Source organism: Paenibacillus sp. J31R122, assembly GCF_056269185.1.
Genome location: NZ_JBWDNM010000001.1, coordinates 318,430 through 336,402, shown reverse-complemented (window position 1 = coordinate 336,402; position 17,973 = coordinate 318,430). Strand labels below are relative to the sequence as shown.

The window sequence follows — 17,973 nt, the reverse complement described above, 5'->3', positions numbered from 1 at the left end:
ATACAACAGTCCTCTCACTAGTTGGAGTCGGAGTTCCCAAACATTGCCGGCTTTAACGTCCATGTCTGAAGCTTGGACATGCTCACAATTTTCGGTACTCTTAATTCCTTCTCGAATATGGACCAGCGCGGTCCCCAAAGCTCATTATCTCCAGCATAACTGCTAGCCTGAAGATCCCCTCGTACAAGCTCGATTCGTTCTTCGCCTTGCAATCCTCGGGCAATGATGGCTGCCATCGTGCAGGTCATATCCACTGGATTAATTCGATGCTCCCCTAACATGAAATAATCTGGCAGCATCTTGAAGCCAAGCACACTGGGCATTTCAACCGTTCTTAGCGCCTGCACAATATCATCCACAACGAGAAAGACTGGTTCGTCGCTTTCAATGTGACGCGCCGGTCCATACATAAATTCCGGCACAAGCTGTTCGCCGAGCAGCATACCGCGAAATATTGAATACTGATCAGCGGATGAAAGGCTGTGACCATTAATTACTTTGAAGATCAGGTTGCTGCCTAGTTGTTCAGCCAACACCTTCACATCTCCAGCGTCGACTACATCCTTCCGAGAGCATTCCAACATTAACGCTTGCTCAGATGTTATATATTCGACATCTTTCTTCGAAAGCGTATAGTCAATAAATTGACCAAGAAGGTTTAGATAATGCTCCATTTCACCCTTCTCACGAAGTGGGGCCGGCTTCCATTCCTCGCGTGGAGTCTGTAGTCCGCGTCCGAAGTTAATTTTGTCCCAGAAGCTGCTGCAAACAAACTCGTTTGGATGATAATATATACTGACAAACCCTGTCTGTTCAGCGGACAACTGTTCATATAGCTGGTCAAAGGAATCCTTCGCCTTCTCAAGGCCTCCCTCTTTCAGCTCCATTCTCATCGTTCCTGTGACATTCGTAATATTTAACAAGCCGCCATACCAGAACGGTTTCCCTTCCCAGGAGATGTGATCGTGGTCGTCCAAATAAACAGGAATTCCCCACTTCTTAAGAGCGGGGAACGCTTGAGGAGCCCACGAGTATCCGGGCTGTCCGTAGCACTTAACTGGCATTCCCGTTATACTCCTAACATCTTCAAACCCACCTCTCTCCCTCCTATCGAACTCTTCCGATCCGGTAAGGAAATCGTAATGCTCCAAATACTCTGAAATGACGGGATGCTGGCTGTGGAGATCCGTATGATACCCTACCTCATGATTTGGAAGAAGTGATAAAATATCGCTGCGATTGTTAGTACGTAATTGACGCGCCTTTTCCCCTACTATTTTGAATATGCCAGGCACCTTCCTGTCCTCCAGCAATTGCAGCATTCCGAGCAGCCCTTCCTGTGACTCAGGATTAATGTAATCCTCGACATCGAGCCAAAAAAGCACCTTAATGTTCGGCATATGGTCACCACCTTCACTATTGTTTGGACGAGCAGCCTATGAGTCGAAAAACTCTTTCTCCAGCATGATGCATAACGTATGATAAATTGGCAGTTGCCTTTCCTGAATGTCCGGGGTAGATATAGAAGGAACACAGATTGTGACATCGCAAAGCTCCTTCAGCTCCCCTCCACTTATACCGGTCAGTCCAATCGTACGCATCCCCTTGAGCTTAGCTATACGCACTGCGTTCAGGACATTGCTGGAGTTCCCTGATGTACTGAGTGCTAGCAGCATATCACCAGGTAATCCGTAACCGTATACTTGTTGAGCAAATATCAAATCGGCGTTCACATCATTGGCAAAAGCCGTAATAAGCGCACTATGCGTACTCAAAGAAATAGCAGGTAACGCGCCTTGCAATTGATTTCCCAGCAGCTCACCTGACTCGGGAAACAGCTTAATCAGCTCGGCTTTCTCCTCTTCTGGCAAGGGACGTTTGTGCATGAAGCCTTTCATCAATTCCCCAACGATATGATCGCTGTCTGAAGCGCTCCCGCCATTCCCACAAACAAGCAGCTTGCCGCCATTACGATAGCTGTCTCTAATCAGTTCGAAAGCTTGCCAGACCTCATGCATACAGATGCTTAATTCTGGGTACTTGCTGATGCAATTGTCCAAAGCTTTCCGTATTTCTTCATCTCTGCTTCCAGCTTCTCCGATACTACGCATTATGATATTAGACAAATTCCATCTCTCCTATTTAAACGCTGTATCGTCACTCTTACGTTTCTGAGAAATAACCTCTTCTAGCCGATTCGTACACCTCTTTGATCGGAACATGATTCGCCTTCGCCGCTAACTCACAGTCGGCAAACTCAGGGGCAATTTGCACTACCTTGCCTTCGTATATACCTACCTTCACCCGTATATCTCCCCAAGGTGTGCTCACTTCTTCGCAATGTCGTTCAAGCGCTTTGCCCTCCGTCCGAACGTAACGTATCCCAAGAGTAGTCGTTTCTTCAAAAACGATCCTTTCGATCTCACTAAGCCGCTTCGTGTGCGTCAGCACATTTAGCAGAAAGCCCGGGCGCCCCTTCTTCATCAGAATTGGAATCCAATAAACATCGTGCGCGCCTGCGGACAACAGCTTTTCTCCCACATAAGGGCAGAACTCCGGATTCATATCATCAATGTTTGTTTGCAGGAGTACCATTTCACTTTTTCCATGGCCATTGTTTCGCTCAGACAACTCCACCGTATTTCCTCCCTATGATTCCTGTATTTTTGGCGACAAGGTTGTTTCCTTGATTCCTGAAATGCCGGTTGCATTGGATTTGCCGGTAGCGCCTGATGCTAGAAGAGCCAGCCTAAGCGCAGGTATCGTCTGCTGATGCAATCCTTCGAAGTGATAGCCTTCTCCACCTAGACTAGTAGGACGGTGAATGATATTTTTGCGCGGGCGATAATAATAATCCCAATCCTCATAGCCAACCTTACGATGGTAGTCACCAAGTTTTACGATATCGAAGTTAACCGTTGTAATGTGATGAACGATATGTCCTAGGTTACGCGCAATCGATAGAGCTTTAAGAAAAACCTCCGGTCCGGTTACCGTTGAGCCAAAATTGGCAAATACGCCTCCATCCAAACGGGAAACCGTATTCGTATACACTTGAAAATCTCTGCCGCTCGCGCCACCTTGGAGTTTGAAATCAACATCCGGATGCTGCTGAATGGCATCAATGCCAATTGTCACATGCACGGTGCAAGGAATGCCTTTCCTGCTGCAAGCCTCTAATAAGCTATATTGGCGATGAGGGAACAGCTCAGGTTTCTCTTCCATATAAGCTATGAGGCTTTCTCCATAGCCAAGCCCTTTCGCATAGCCTTCTCTAAGCGCTCCATGCAGCAATTGACCTGGCTCCCGCCACATGCCGAAAGTTCCGTTCTGCAGTGATCCCATGTCTTTCTCCTCGGTTTGCCCGAATGCTGATAACTCCAAGTCCTGAAACGCGCCAGCACCATTCAAGGCCAAGTGGGTGATAAAGCCCTGATCGATCAGCGTGATGAGCTCTCTAGAGACACCGCTTCCAATCACATTTCCGCCAAGGGATACAAGCACTTCCTTGCCGTTATTACGTGCTTCAATAATACGTTTCACAACTGCACTAAACTGTTGGTCTTCTGAGCCCGCCCAATCAAAGCCCTCTTTTAATGGTTCCACGACCATTTCTTCTACTTTCAAATCAGCCTGGCGCTCGGCAATAGGATAAAGCTCAGCCTGTGTTCTAGACAGCATAGCCTTGCGGGCATATGGCGGAAATTCTACTCCTCTTTCCCGTTTGCGCTGCAGTACACGATGAAATAATTGGGGAATTGTCACTTGATGCAAGCCATGGAACAAGTATCCTTTTCCGTCAATCTGACTAAGACGATCGATAAAGTTACGGCGAGGCCGATAATAATAATCCGATTCCGTTGTGGATGGAACAGAATGTTGGGAAGCTGGCACGATATCAAAGTTGGCGGCTGCTATAGGCGTCATTGGCAATTTCTGATTGAGGCATAAACTGAGACCCTTCAAGAAAATCTCCGGCCCCGAAATCGCAGATCCGAAATTAAGAAATACACCGCCACCTGATAATTCAGATATGGATTGACACATCGTATCAAAATCTTTGCCGCTCGTTTGGCCAAGTGCTTCAAAATCAACAATGGGATGCTGGTGGATAATATCAGTGCCAATTGATATGTGGCAGGTATAAGGTACACCCGAGCGCTGGCACTGGACAAAAACGCAATCGTCATAATGCGGAAACCGTTCGGGATGCTTGTTTAAGTAACGATACAAACTTTCGCCGTAACCTAGACCTTCCACTGCTCCCTGTTGGATCGCCTCATTCATATAACGTCCAGTTTCCTCCCACATGCCGAACGAGCCGTCCTCGATCGATCGCGCCACATCCTCCGACGTTTCTCCTAGAAAAGCCAGCTCGAAATCGTGTATGCTCGTTGCTCCGTTCCCAGATACATGAGTTATAATCCCATTTCGCACTAGTTCAATGACATAACGAGATAACCCATTCTTAATAACATGCGCGCCCATCGACCAGATTACTGGCTTTCCCGCTGCTCTCGTACTAACGATGAGATCAATCAATTCATCGAACGCTCGTTGCTCATCCGGTGTCTGACGCCATTCTTCAGGAGTGCCAACATAAGGCTCCGCCATATTTCGGATCGTAACCAGATTCGTTCTCGAATGAACCGAATTCGTTTTAATTGAAGCAAACGACAATCTCTCATGAATCTTCATTGGATACTGTCCTCCTTGGACTTAGCCCGAGATACTTTAGCATTCATACAAGCCAAGCCATGTCGTTCAAAACACTGGCCATCATCATGCTAAAATCCCAGTTGTACTAACCATTCGTCCATATTGCTAAAGTCGCCGGCAATCCAGTCTGCTTTCGCCAAGCGAAGCCGCTTTTCTTTGATCGGATTGATACCCTCTCTCCGTTCTTCGTCGCTAGCCAAGCCTAATGCTAGGCCGCCGGACTCTTTCCCCAGCTGAATCTCCACCTTGCCATCACCGATAACAGCAAGTTCTTCGCCTGCTAGACCTTTATAATGGATTAAATCCTGCAGCACCTTTTCCTTAGAGCATTCTGCCTTGCCAAGCGGAGCACCCGCTATATCCTTAAAATAACTAGCTAAACCTAGCACTTCCGCTTCACGAACGACGTCAGGATGATCGGTTCCGCTAGCGACATACATGTCTACTCCCCTTCGGTGCAGCTCCCGTACAAAATCAGCTGCGCCGCGCATCAGGTAATCTTCTGCTTGAAGCTCACCCTGGCTTAGTTTTTCAACCCTAGCTTTCACACGCTCAAGCAGCTGTCTATTGTATTCGGCTTTATATTCCCATTCATCCAGCACTTGCTCATTCCAGCCTTTAGCACGTACCGTATCGACCAGCCATCTCATTTGATAAATCGTTTGGATACCAGTCGATTGGTCGATATATAAATCGATCTCCTGCTCCAAATCAGCGATCTGACTTTCGGATAATTCGCTTCCTCCAACAATGGAATCCTTCATGAACGGTTTCATAATTTGTTCCCAACCGGCACGAAGTGTTGATAATGTTCCATCAAAATCGAATAAAACGACTTTAATTTGAGTCATAACTGGCTGCCTCCCTCATTTTTCTTAAGGAATTACAGGAATTACTTTTCAAAATATATATTTCTTGTATATAACTCCTATTTATTTTATCATTAAGTTAAATAGCTGTATAGCCAATTTAATTTTGTCTTCCGCTTGAATAATCAAGCCCTACAAAAAAATAATAGATTGGAGTGAAGTACATGTATAAAACGGAAGCCACCTACGATTTCGAGGAGTTAGCTAAGCGTAATCTGCATATCCATACCACCCATTCACCCTGTGCAATGCCAGAAATGAACGTTCGAGCTATTATTCAGGAAGCCGAAAAGGACAATATTGAAGTCATTTCTTTTACCGATCATTATAATAGTACCGATTTCGAAATTATAGCCAACAACCAGAAGCTCAGAGACCAAGCCGCACAATGTGATACGAACGTAAAAATACTATATTCTGCAGAGCTCACCGCGTATGGCGTAGGTAAATTTTTAGATAGTATAGAAGTCAATCGGCTAATCGACTATAGGCTTTACGCATATAACCATTACCATATGAATTACTGGGAGCATCCTGAAGAGAAAACGCCAAGGGGATACGTACAGCATGCAATTGATGTACTGGAATCTCTCTTTAAGACCGATCGAGCAGACTGTATTTGCCACCCCTTCACCGGTCGGTTCATCCGCTGCTTTGACGATCGTACTCTAGTAACGAAAGCCTTTACCGACAACGAGCTTGGTGAGCTTTTAGAAAAGGGAAAAAACAGTCAGGTTGCTTGGGAAATCAACACCGCTGCGATATTTGGCGACCCTGATTTTGCGAAACGCTATTGGAATATTGGCAAAGAAGTTGGCGTTGTATTTAATCTAGGTACCGACGCGCACAGCTTAGATTACGTTGGAACATCGCAATATGTGGAGCAGCTGAAAAAACTACTATACTAAAAGGCTACGTGATCTGACTATACCGCGACTTCCTAGTAAACCAATTCTCTGAATTGCTTAATAACATGAAAAGATATGATATTCGTGTCATGAGCACTTTTGTTATTGCCGTCCCCAGTTCGGCTTGCTATGTAGAGGTCCTGCCCATCTATAGCCATACTCGCATAATGGCGGGATTGTTTATAGGAAGTACCGGCATCCACTAATCCCGCGAAGCACCAGTCTATGCAATTTTTGGAGAAATGCAGCTGAAGCCGATGCCTTTCATTATTGGGAAGACTAAATCGATCTGTCGGCAGCAAATCTGCTCTGGTCATACTATCAGTCGCTTGTGAGCTCAGCAGCCAGTAAAGTCTAGTATTTTCATCATAGAGAATATGAAACTTCATTTGTCCACCGGGACAAGGTACAAATACGACTTTCTTGCCTGATGGGACTTCCTCCAGCATTGTTGTTATTGTGCCATCCGCATTTTCTATTGCTTTTGCGATTGCCGCAAATCCCGTCCCTCCAGTATGGGCACGCATCCACAAATGAAATGTGTGCCCCGTTTTATCATAGAAATAATGATCCTCATCCACAATTTGAACGACGTTCGCTTCAAGCCATCCTATTGGTGTTATGCTTCTTCCTTCGGAGACCTCAGCTCTTTCCAGAAGATTCGTCTTAAAAAAAGGGACGGCAATCATTTCGATCTGCTCCAGCTTAACAGCATCTCTGAAAACGAGGTCGGATGCAAAAGTCCAATTTTCACGTTTGGTGAGATCATCGCCAATTCTGCCCCTCATAAGAACAGGAGCCATCGCACTTACAGGCCAATCCTTCACGTCAAAATAACATATTTTCTCCATGACCAAGTACACATTCCCATTAGCAAAATGTACATTTGATGGAGCTTGATGCCACGCTCCACCCTCCGTCAGTGCAGTTGGACGAGACCATGTCTCGCCCTGATCATCAGATCGAATAATCATTAAATCGCCGAAATGTCCTACTATATAAACCGCGCTGCCAGACACCAAAGGCCGTGCATGATGAAAGGGAAAGTCTACACAGGACTCCCAGCTCGTTCCTTTATCCTTGGAAATAAAAGCTTTCCCGAGTGTAAAACGCCCCTTTTTCCGAAGCCTTTCTATCGCTCCTGGAACAAATTCCGCTCCAGGACCGCCCAGATCCATCGTTGCAATCAGATTGCCATTTGGTAGCACAGCAATCCCTGGGCTATAGCAGTACAGGTTTTCCGGGTCTGGTGATTCGAATATTTTTATAAAGTCAGGGGCTAAGGGACGAATCTTAAAATCTTTTGATTGCATAGCAGCATCCCCTTTCATTCCAATCCTTTGCATTATGGCAGCTCTAGCTTATTGTCGGGCTCAGTATTACAGTATTACAGTATTACAGTATCAGGCAAGCTTTGGCTTCTGCATATTCTCACCATCTAAAATGACTCGTGTGTCTCCCACATAATTCAGTACGGTCCGCTCAGGCGATACCGAGAGCCAGTAGATGCATCCATTGTTTTGATGAAAATAAACCGGGCTGTCATACGGCAGCCCCAATGCAACCAGAAGCAAATGACGATTGAAGCCGCCATGTGCGAATACAGCAACTCGCTTGCCTTCAAATCGACTGCGCAATTGATCATATATCCGTGTTGCGCGTAGATGGCCAGCCTCAGCATCCTCATCCCCAGAGCAATACCAACCATCCGGCTCCATATCCTCATTAAACCTTGTCTCTGGATACAATTCGCATAGCTGCTTCGTGCTCGGTCCCGTATAAGCGCCCTTGTTTCTGACCTCATACGTTTCCTTCCATACTTCTATAGGCAGTTGCAGCGCTTGCGCGAGCGGCTGAGCCGTCTCGATCGCACGCACAAGCGGGCTCGCAATGATGTAGCCGATATTAGCATCTTTCAGACATTCGCCAACCTTAGCACCCTGCTGTCTGCCTAGCTCTGTCAGCTCACCATCCGGCATATCCTCCACGATCAGATTGCCAATGGACTGCCCATGACGAACAATAAATAGTTCCATAGCTATATACCACCTTTACGAATGTATATGAATAGACCAACTGGCGAAAGTTTTTCACTTTCCCCCTTATACAAGCTGTACTTCTCTTCCCAATCGGGCTGATTCATAAACTGCATCAATAATTTTGATCATATCGACTCCTTGCTGCGGTGTGAAAATAGGCTTCTTGCGCCCTTGCACCACATCGATGAAGTGATGGATATTGGCAACATGCCCGTGTCCATTCTTATTGACACGCGGCTGAATATCACCTATTTCTCCTTCAATTTCAGTAAAGAGGCTTAAATCGTCATTTATCAGACTAAAGCCGGACTTCGTTCCTCGCAGCTCGACGAACCGTGTCTCCTCCTCGATATTAGACGCCCAGCTAAATTCAATTTGCAGCGTTGCACCGTTAGAGAAACGGATAAATCCGGTAGCCAAATCCTCTACATCAAAAACTCCCTCGGATTCCTTAGTTCCGAATGTGCTGTGCTCCGAGTCGGACAATTCTGTCTCCGCGAATTTCGTGTACACCGCTCCGCTAACCGCCACTGGAGTCGGATTGCCCATAATCCAGACCGCAAGGTCGATCATATGGACGCCCAGATCGATAAGCGGACCGCCGCCAGACAGCTCCTTTGTAGTAAACCAGCCGCCCTTGCCTGGTATGCCTCTCCTGCGAATCCAGCCGCACCGGCCCGTATAACATTCGCCCATCTGACCATTCTCTACATAACGTTTCAAAAACTGTGCCACTGAACGGAATCGATTGTTACGCATGACCATTAACACTTTGCCGCTCTCTTCAGCTGCTAGCTTCATTTTGATTGCTTCTTCAGGATTGATTGCATCCGGCTTCTCGCAAAATACATGTTTACCAGCCTTCAACGCAGCGACTGCAATTTCAGAATGGTATTTATTCGATGTACAAATGCTGATAATATCCAAGTCTTCTCGCTTTAACAGCTCGTTGTAATCCGCATATACATCGGGAATGCCATGCTCCTCCGCAATTTCCTGCGCGACCTCCAGCCTAACATCACATAGCGCTGCAATCTCAATCTCAGAGCTTGCGAGCCAAGCTCTCATATGAGCACCTTTGAACATGCCGCCTGTACCAACGGCTCCCAGCTTTAATTTTTTCATATTGCCGCCATCCTCCCTGATCTGTCGCTTACGCGTTGGTCAAAGTTCTTCAACCTTTAAACGACATGTTTTAGTTTAGTTGAACTATTTCTTCTCGTTCGGTACAGGCTCAAGTGCAGGAGCAGGTCCGCCAAAAGTATAGGGCGGTTCCATTCCCGGATCTGGAGCTGCCCACCGAACCGCGTTAGATATCACTTTGAGAATCGTCGGATCATGGAATGTCGGATACTTCTCGTGACCCGGACGGAAATAAAAGATTTTCCCTCTTCCACGCTGGAATGTACATCCGCTGCGGAATACTTCTCCGCCTTGGAACCAGCTCACGAATACTAACTCATCCGGCTCGGGAATGTCGAAATATTCCCCATACATTTCCTCTTGCTCGAGTTCAAAATAGCGGCCCACACCTCGAGCGATTGGATGGCTAGGGTTAACAACCCATAGCCTTTCCTTCTCATCCGCCACTCTCCATTGCAGGGAGCAAGTAGTACCCATCAATTTCCTGAACACCTTGGCGTAGTGGCTGGAGTGCAATGCGATAAACCCCATCCCGTCCAATACTCTAGCGCACACCTTCTCTACAACTGTATCATCCACATCATCATGACGGCTGTGCCCCCACCATATAAGCACATCTGTTTCTTGCAAAACTTCATCTGTAAGTCCATGCTCGGGCTGATTAAGCGTTGCTGTCCGAATCACATAATCATCTGCCGCAATCCCATCCGCGATAGCACCATGCATCCCTTTCGGATAAATAGCGGCTATACGTTCTTTCCGTTCATGATGGCACTCATTCCAAATCGTTACTCTAATCATGCTTAAGCATCCTCCTCAAGCTTCCATTTATCGACTTGGCATAAGCCAGATTTCAGCAACGCTTAACCGTTTAAAACCGCTGGTGCGCTCGATCGTTAGCTTCAAATTGCCGCTAGATACAGCCTCCGGCGGAATCTCGCATTCTCGAATCGTCACCGTTCCGGATTCGACGAACACCTCTGCATCAAGAATGATGCTGTCACCCGCGGTCAACCGCGCCCAGCAGTCTCTAGGAGTACTGCTGCTGTTCGTATCGCCGATATAAGCAACCTTTACGGTATACTGAACACTAGGATTCAGCTTATCGTAGTGTACGATGATTGGCGTATCCAAAATCACAGTCGCATTCGCGACCCAAGCGAGCGGTATTCCGCCCAGTTTCCGCTGCCGTTCCGCAGACATGGAGAGCAAAGACATAGAATGTCCGATTCTTGGCGAGGCCAAGTAGCCTGGATCCTTCTGCCAGCCCGCTCCGGGTTCGACTCGTCTTATGCCGCGGTATGAACCAAGATGGTCATAGAACCCTGCTGGCCCTGGGTTTGTTCGGTTAAGTAATTGCTCTATCATCATAAGCCGCTCTTCCTCAACCGATTTTTCTCGGATGAAGGAGAATTGGACACTCAGCCACCGAACATCGTTCAACGGAGCAAGGATAGCGTCCATGAAAGCTCCTCTCCCTTGTGAACGAGCGAAGTGTCTAGAAACGGTCAATTGATAGCCTATGTTAATGAAGAGCTGATCAGCTAATTCATCGCAACGAATGCGGTAATCTTCAGCAACCAGTTCTGTCTTAGCCCTGTCTAGCATTTGCTCTGCTTTATCTAAAGTATTCTCACTGCCGAGAGTGGGAGCCAAGCGCAGCGCTTCCTTCGCGGAAGCCTCTAACCCTGTTTCATATAGAAGTCTTTGTCTCGTATACGCGTCGAAGTACGCTCGCAACAAGTGCATCTGGAATCGATAATGATTCCTCATCCGGGGCGCCGCGTTCTGTTCCATCTGCTGCCATTGCCGCAGCGTTGCATCCACTCCATCGTTCGTAAGCAAAGGCCCTATCCAGTTTCCTTCAAGCGCGGATAAGCCTTGGGCTACTGCCTCAGCCTGCAAGCTATCAAGAAATAACCCAGCGTATTCTCTGAGAGTATCGAGAACTGCTGTCTTTGGGTTCCATTCCTGATCCAACCAGACGAATTTGTTGACATCATCATTTATCCCTTCGGAATAACAGATCGTGCCATCCGCATACGGTGCGATAACATTGTGAATATGCTTCATGGCAGCCGGCTGCGGGTTACAGCTTTCTCTTCCCAAGGTAAGGACAAAGGCTGTATCCCATTCCACAGCTGGATACTGGCAATGATAAGTATGAGTAATATCTTCATAACGTCTGATCGGATACTTTGCCGGTATATGCTCTCTTAGATTAGGAAGAGCAACATCAACATGAGGACCGAACACAATTCCTCCCAACCAGTCCGGCTCCTTGTTGACCTGGTGATAAAACTCACTCATCCATTTTGTCGTTTCGTAACGCATAACCTGCGGGGAGAGCCATATTTTTGCATGGGGATGATAGTTCTTCAATAGCCGGGCAATTTGTGATGTCCATTCGAACAATGGCTCCGGCTCCATTTTTCCTGGATCACTCCCAGGAATGAATATTGCCTGCAGGTTTCGAATATTACGGAACACTTCTTCCCTTTCTGCGAGCTCCGCTCGGATTGTATCCGGATCTGAATAATCGTCACCCATATTCGGATACCACAGCCATGTAGACAATCCATAGCTGTCTATTACTTCCGCAAGCTTTACCAGCATCTTCATAGGCTCTAGCTTCATTACCGGGCTAGTGGGATGATCATCCGTACGCGGCGGCAATATTTCAATACTATTGGCTCCAAATAAGGCGAGCTCCCGTATATAATGATCGAACTGTTCGACAGACCATGCGTCGAGCGCATTATTTTTGGGCCGGTAGCCAAGCTGATGCCCGCGAATTGCTGAAGCTGGAGCCGTTACAATATCCAAAGCTTCACCCAACTCCAAAAGATTGTCTTCCCAATGCAGGCAGCGAAGCAGCTTGCCTACTCCGTACAGAACACCGCGGGCGTCTGCCCCTATTATAAATACAACATCGCCATGCTCTTCGCTGTAAGTTTTCAGCATATAGCCTTCGGGCTGCAATATCGGCATAGGATCCGGCAGGCTGATCCCGGGAATAAGTTGCAAGGATTGAATCGTCCCCACCGCAATAACCGCGTCGGACAGCTTTGGAAATGTAGTAATGCGATTTAACTTAATTCCCGTGCGGGCTGCAGCCTCCTCAATTAGTACGTCTATCGCCTTGGCCTCAGGCCCCTTCGCGTAATGGGAACAAACTATCGTTGCATTCGATAGATTCATTGCTGTCACACCCCCTCACTCCTTGCCAATCAATTATCAATTATTGCTAATCAGATATGCTCCCGCTACCATACAAATCCGACAGCTTTCAGAAAGGCACTGGCAATCGCCATATGTCCCACCTTTTTCGGATGAATGCGATCCGAAGCAATTGCTCCCGGATAATAATACTGCATCAACTCATCCATAGCGGCTTGAGTGTCTACCAGTATTGCGTTATTTTCTACGGCGATCCCCTTAACTATAGACGAGTATTCATCCATCCTAATTCGCATTGCATCGTTCCTATTCGATTCAATATAATATGGGGTCATCAAGACAAGACCCTTCACCTCTTCTCGCACAGAACTGATTAACTCACGTAATGTGCTCTCATATTCATACGGATCCACCGAATGTAGATCTCGGTTTGGAATATCGAATTGTCCCCAGACATCATTGATGCCGATCATGATCGACAGCCACTCTGGACGATGATCCAGAACATCCTCCTGCCAACGAAGCTTAAGATCGCGCGACGTATGACCGCCGACTCCCTTATTTATGACGCCTATGCCAAGCTGTGGATAAGAAGATTGAAGCAACGCGGTTACACTGTCAACATATCCGCCGCCTTTGGGAGCTTCAGTAATCGAATCGCCGATCATAAGAAGCCTGTCACCTTTTTCTAGCAGCATCTCTATCATTCCTTTCCCTTGATTATTAAAATGTGATGCTTCGTTCACCAAGGATCAAGACTCAGCAGCTTGCGCCCGAGCGGAGTTAATTCAGCAGGCTTTTCACTCATCTGCGCTTCTAAGCCTCGTGGATCGATCGTCATTTGAGCATGCCCTTTGCGCTCTTTCCAGCATTCGATATCCGCGATTCTCTCGCCACCTGAATGATGGGCTGGAAACATAGTGATATATTGAGCAAATCTCGGCTTTGTATTGAAATTTTTTCCATTTCCATGAGCAAGCATGAAGTCCCAAATCAGCAGGTCACCTGCCTCGCCTGGTATGGGTACCACCTCGTGTCCTGTGATATCTGGAATATATGGATCTCTGTCTGCTGGCTGTGTCCTAATCCATTGTTCAAAGTCGCGATAAATACTTGGAACACATTGAAATCCACCCTGATTCGCTTCCGTATCGGCCAGATACAATACACCCTGAACTCTGCGCGGTCTCGGCAATGGAAAGCTCAGATTAAATGAACTGGCATCCCAATGAATAAATCCGTGGTCAAACATTTCATACCCTTCTCGCACTGGAGGCTTCATGTTCACCCTGTCCATGGATACCCAGAGCTTGGTCTCATCCATTAACTCTGCGAAAGCCTGATAAAGCTTCGGATGCTGCCGATTATCCCATAGTGATTGGTGATTGAACAACGGAATCATGCCGTCAATCTGATGCTTCCAAAACGTGTCCATACCTGCTGGGGGCTGGTACCAGCTATCCGGATCATCCGGATTCTGACCGGTAAAAGACCATATCGTCTCAATAACCGCATCACATTGCTGCTTAGGCACTGCATTCTTAACAACGACATAACCGTTCGTATAAAAAAATTCACGCATTTCCTCTGTTATAACCTTTTCCATTTCACCACTCCAATCAAAATTGGATGCTAGAAACTTCAAATAACCTTATCGATTAATCCGGGCATTGCTGGCCCGATATAACGAATGTCCAACCTACCCTGATCAAGGCCCAGCCACCATATACAGGCATTTGCCCCATAGGGGCGCAAGCTTCTCGAATACTCAAGTCCGAGTGCAGCCAGCATCATGCGGCGGTTCAAGGCGCCATGCCCAACGAAGGCAACGCGTTCATTGCCTGGGAATTGGCTGCTCAATCGCTCCAACAATCGCTTAGCTCTGAAAAAGCCCGTCTCGGAAGTTTCTTCTCCGGGACATTGCCATCCAAGCGGGTCTGCTACGGTCCCCTCTGCAAACTGGACTTCAGGATACATATCTGTAAGTTCCTCTGTCGTCGGTCCTCGATAGCCTTCCTTCGTCCATAACTCATGCGCATCTAACCACACTTCTATTGGGAGTCCGGCTGCCCGCGCCAGTGGTTGGGCCGTTTCAATGGCTCGCATCAGCGGACTCGAGAAGATGTGGGTCAAGCCCGCTTCAGACATACATTCCGCCATATTAGCCGCTTGATTACGCCCCAGATCAGTCAAACCGCCGTCAGCAAGCGGTGTCTTAGACAGATTCGTCACGGACTCGCCATGACGGATAAGAAACAGCTCCATAATTGTATCCTCCTAAAGGAATAACTTTGCTTGCACAGGGTAATGGTCAGACGGATATTTGCCGCCTTGTTGGTCACGGATGATCGCTACATCATCCACGTGAATCTCTGGACTAACAAAAATATAATCGATTGGGTGTCCATCCGAGCCGCCGTGGAAATCATGACGCGACAGGCCGGGTGGAGACTGCATGACAGAGTAGGCGTCCTTAAGGTCGCATATCGTCCCATTATCGTCAGGTGCGCCGCGAAGAAAGTCGATCACCGAATTTCCCGGCTCAGCATTCATATCACCTGTTAATACTGCTGGTAACCCTGTCCGTATATGATGCTCCGAGAGTCGTGTCCAAATCATACGAATCCCATGCTCCCTAGCCAATTGGCTGCTGTTATCCAAATGGGTATTATAATGAAAAAACTCATAATCAGGCTCACCTTTAAACATAAAATGAGCCCATGTGCAAATCCGATTATGTGTTGCGCCCCAGCTTTTCTCATAGGGTCCTACTGGCTGCTCGGACAGCCAGAACTGTCCCCACTCCACAACGTCGAGTTCATTCTTCCGATAAAATATCGCATTGTACTCACTGGCAGTCCCGCCTTTCCTGCCTTCCCCGATCCAAGCATACTCCGGCAGCCGATCCTGCAGATCGGTCATCATTTCATACAAGCCTTCTTGTGTGCCCGCCACAGTTGGACGATATCTTTTCAACATATCCGCCGCATGATCTTTGCGGAAGGACCACGCGTTATCTTCATCATATGAAGTTTGGAAGCGCAGATTAAATGTCATGACAGAAAGCTCCATCCATTTATCCCCCTCGCTGATATTGACGCAGCAATCTCCAATTGATCATATGAATATTTTGCTCACGCAAAAACTTCTTTACCTCTTCATCGCGAAACAGCTCGAATTCCATCTGTCTCTTCTCCCATTGATTCGTTACAGCCCTCAGCTCATCCGAAGCCTTAAAGGGATGAATGATCACTTCAGAGATGCCAGGCTTCATCTGATCAAATAAATTGAACATTTTTTGTTTGAAGGAATGATACGTTTCACCCTGTTCTAAGGAGTAGCGCAGCCCGAGCAAATGATCAATGAGTACAATTCCTTTACTGTCCGCGCAGTTCACCCGTTCCTGATAGGTTGCCTTCATGGCCGTGGACATTTTGACGCCTTGACCGCCGATATAGCGCGGCATACGAAGAGGAAGTCGGAATTCCACGCATAAGTCAATTGCTTCCTGTAGAAAATCCCGCCCTCTCGTTATCCCATAGATGCTGCCCATATGATTGTCCAAATGCGTCGGATCGACTCCAAGCTTATAACCCAGCAGTACTTGATTGCGCAGCTCCGTCTTCACTTGATCCGAACTTGCCCTTTCTTCCACTTCGAAGCATTTAGCTGGAAAATAGCCTGTATCGGCAATTAGCGTATCCACGATGGCATTTCTCGTAACCGGTCCCCACTTGTAATTCTTCCACTCGCTTGTTAACGTCAGATGAATGCCTATGTCGAAGTGTGGGTTGTCGACAGCCGACTTTGCAGCTTCCGCGGCCCAAGGACAAGGAGTCATCAGCGTAGCCGACGATATCACCCCTTCATGAAGCAAAGCGATGATCCCTTCATTGGCTGAATGGCACATGCCGAAATCATCTGCGTTAACGATCAACAGCCGATCCGTTTCCTTGTAGCCTAATTTCTTGAGCATGAGCATGAACCTCCTTCAACCGAACCTGTCTGTAGAGTCTCGCATGCTTAACGGTTGAGCTTTGTATGGGCTAGCAAGTAACTCAGGTTGCTTGGACCGCCTGCGTTGGCGTTGACGTTTGCGTTGATGTATGCGTTGACGTTGGCGCTTCCGATGGCGGCCGCGGAACAGGCGGCTTGCGGCCTTCCGCCGCATGCTCCGGTTGTTCACTCACGACAGAGCCGTCCGCCATTCGAAGCCACGTGTCAAATCCGCGTTCACCCTCTCGCAGCTGGATCACTCTCGCACCACGAGCGTATTCTTGCTCGCCAACTGTATTGAAGCCTCCTGCTCTCCCGTAATAAAGCTGTATACCATACAAATCGCCGCCATAGTCGTTTGTATGATCATGACCGACGAACGTGCCCATAATGTCGCCCATCTGTTTCATGGCCGCGAACATACCTGTATTAAGGCGGGGACAGCCTACATTTTCATTTTTACCGCCTCGGCACAAATGAAAATCCCAGACATCGTTATACTCCGGAAGCGGAATATGGAAAAAGGCCAATGCAGGCAGCGGCCCTTCATTCCTTCCAGCCAGCGTCTTCGATTCCCGAATGTACCACTCAATTTGATCGCGCTCGATCCACGCATAACTTTTTATAATTTCTCTGGGTGCTGCGCAGCCCGTATCCAATACATAAATAGCCGCCTTTGCCTCCGGACTTGCCGAGCCTGCCACGGTCATCACGTAGTTGCCCACTCCCGTCACTTCATCCGGTCCAGCTTCAGCCAAACATAAATCACGTTGCGACAGAGCTTCCATCATTTCGCCGCGCGTATAAACATCATTCTCCGAATCATGATTGCCGAACGCGAAAGCATAAGGAATAGCATACTTCTCTGACAGTCCAAGTACATCCTGCAGGCGATTCAGCGGGTCTGCACAGCGATTGCCTTTCACCGCATCGCCGGTAAACACGACGAGGTCCGGCCGTTCCGCCTCAAGCACGGCTTCGATTCCGGCAAATGTGCGAGCATCCTCCTGTCCTTCTTGCTCCACATGCAAGTCAGCAATTTGCACAATCTTGAATGTTCCGTCTTCGCGAAAACGGAGTATTGGCTTCGTTCCCATATTCACTTTAACCTCCCATGCA

General features: G+C 47.6%; 17 protein-coding genes. 1 reads left to right on the top strand and 16 read right to left on the bottom strand.

The window, feature by feature from the left end; genetic code table 11:
- Positions 1-17: 17 nt before the first annotated feature.
- From AC0YN7_RS01195 to AC0YN7_RS01175, 5 genes are all read right to left on the bottom strand, one after another.
- Complete coding sequence (locus AC0YN7_RS01195; RefSeq protein WP_475808117.1) at positions 18-1,400, bottom strand: polysaccharide deacetylase family protein; 1,383 nt, start codon at positions 1,398-1,400, stop codon at positions 18-20.
- A gap of 36 nt (positions 1,401-1,436) precedes the next feature.
- The gene (locus AC0YN7_RS01190; RefSeq protein ID WP_475808116.1) at positions 1,437-2,126 is read right to left on the bottom strand and encodes a D-sedoheptulose-7-phosphate isomerase; all 690 of its coding nucleotides are present in this window, start codon (positions 2,124-2,126) and stop codon (positions 1,437-1,439) included.
- 37 nt (positions 2,127-2,163) lie between these two features.
- A complete protein-coding gene (gene larC2, locus AC0YN7_RS01185; RefSeq protein ID WP_475808115.1) occupies positions 2,164-2,637 on the bottom strand; it encodes a nickel pincer cofactor biosynthesis protein LarC2 in 474 nt (157 codons plus the stop codon).
- A gap of 12 nt (positions 2,638-2,649) precedes the next feature.
- Positions 2,650-4,698 (bottom strand): GSU2086 family protein, encoded by a 2,049-nt coding sequence (locus AC0YN7_RS01180; RefSeq protein WP_475808114.1) that lies wholly within the window; start codon positions 4,696-4,698, stop codon positions 2,650-2,652.
- Positions 4,699-4,787: 89 nt separating this feature from the next.
- The gene (locus AC0YN7_RS01175; protein WP_475808113.1) at positions 4,788-5,570 is read right to left on the bottom strand and encodes an HAD family hydrolase; all 783 of its coding nucleotides are present in this window, start codon (positions 5,568-5,570) and stop codon (positions 4,788-4,790) included.
- Between the two features lie 182 nt (positions 5,571-5,752).
- Here AC0YN7_RS01175 and AC0YN7_RS01170 point away from each other — a divergent pair, with 182 nt between their 5' ends.
- On the top strand, positions 5,753-6,496 hold the full coding sequence (locus AC0YN7_RS01170; protein WP_475808112.1) for a hypothetical protein: 744 nt from the start codon (positions 5,753-5,755) through the stop codon (positions 6,494-6,496).
- Positions 6,497-6,528: 32 nt separating this feature from the next.
- Here the strand turns inward: AC0YN7_RS01170 and AC0YN7_RS01165 are convergent, their stop codons facing one another.
- The 11 genes from AC0YN7_RS01165 to AC0YN7_RS01115 all read right to left on the bottom strand — a co-directional run bounded on the left by AC0YN7_RS01165 (position 6,529) and on the right by AC0YN7_RS01115 (position 17,951).
- On the bottom strand, positions 6,529-7,809 hold the full coding sequence (locus AC0YN7_RS01165) for a sialidase family protein (protein WP_475808111.1): 1,281 nt from the start codon (positions 7,807-7,809) through the stop codon (positions 6,529-6,531).
- A 90-nt stretch (positions 7,810-7,899) separates the two neighbouring features.
- Positions 7,900-8,532, bottom strand: a complete 633-nt coding sequence (locus AC0YN7_RS01160; RefSeq protein WP_475808110.1) for a histidine phosphatase family protein — start codon at positions 8,530-8,532, stop codon at positions 7,900-7,902.
- Between the two features lie 66 nt (positions 8,533-8,598).
- Positions 8,599-9,660: a Gfo/Idh/MocA family protein gene (locus AC0YN7_RS01155; RefSeq protein WP_475808109.1), complete on the bottom strand. Its 1,062-nt coding sequence runs from the start codon at positions 9,658-9,660 to the stop codon at positions 8,599-8,601.
- Between the two features lie 84 nt (positions 9,661-9,744).
- The gene (locus AC0YN7_RS01150; protein WP_475808108.1) at positions 9,745-10,479 is read right to left on the bottom strand and encodes a ThuA domain-containing protein; all 735 of its coding nucleotides are present in this window, start codon (positions 10,477-10,479) and stop codon (positions 9,745-9,747) included.
- Between the two features lie 27 nt (positions 10,480-10,506).
- Positions 10,507-12,879, bottom strand: coding sequence for an alpha-glucuronidase family glycosyl hydrolase (locus tag AC0YN7_RS01145; protein ID WP_475808107.1), 2,373 nt, complete (start codon positions 12,877-12,879; stop codon positions 10,507-10,509).
- A 65-nt stretch (positions 12,880-12,944) separates the two neighbouring features.
- A complete protein-coding gene (locus tag AC0YN7_RS01140; protein WP_475808106.1) occupies positions 12,945-13,556 on the bottom strand; it encodes an SGNH/GDSL hydrolase family protein in 612 nt (203 codons plus the stop codon).
- 44 nt (positions 13,557-13,600) lie between these two features.
- On the bottom strand, positions 13,601-14,464 hold the full coding sequence (locus AC0YN7_RS01135; protein WP_475808105.1) for a phytanoyl-CoA dioxygenase family protein: 864 nt from the start codon (positions 14,462-14,464) through the stop codon (positions 13,601-13,603).
- 35 nt (positions 14,465-14,499) lie between these two features.
- Positions 14,500-15,123: a histidine phosphatase family protein gene (locus AC0YN7_RS01130; RefSeq protein ID WP_475808104.1), complete on the bottom strand. Its 624-nt coding sequence runs from the start codon at positions 15,121-15,123 to the stop codon at positions 14,500-14,502.
- A 12-nt stretch (positions 15,124-15,135) separates the two neighbouring features.
- On the bottom strand, positions 15,136-15,930 hold the full coding sequence (locus tag AC0YN7_RS01125) for an endonuclease/exonuclease/phosphatase family protein (protein ID WP_475808103.1): 795 nt from the start codon (positions 15,928-15,930) through the stop codon (positions 15,136-15,138).
- Between the two features lie 4 nt (positions 15,931-15,934).
- Positions 15,935-16,834 carry a polysaccharide deacetylase family protein gene (locus AC0YN7_RS01120; RefSeq protein WP_475808102.1) on the bottom strand — a complete coding sequence of 300 codons (900 nt, stop codon included), beginning with the start codon at positions 16,832-16,834 and terminating at the stop codon, positions 15,935-15,937.
- 82 nt (positions 16,835-16,916) lie between these two features.
- Positions 16,917-17,951 (bottom strand): metallophosphoesterase family protein, encoded by a 1,035-nt coding sequence (locus tag AC0YN7_RS01115; RefSeq protein ID WP_475808101.1) that lies wholly within the window; start codon positions 17,949-17,951, stop codon positions 16,917-16,919.
- Between the last annotated feature and the right edge of the window lie 22 nt (positions 17,952-17,973).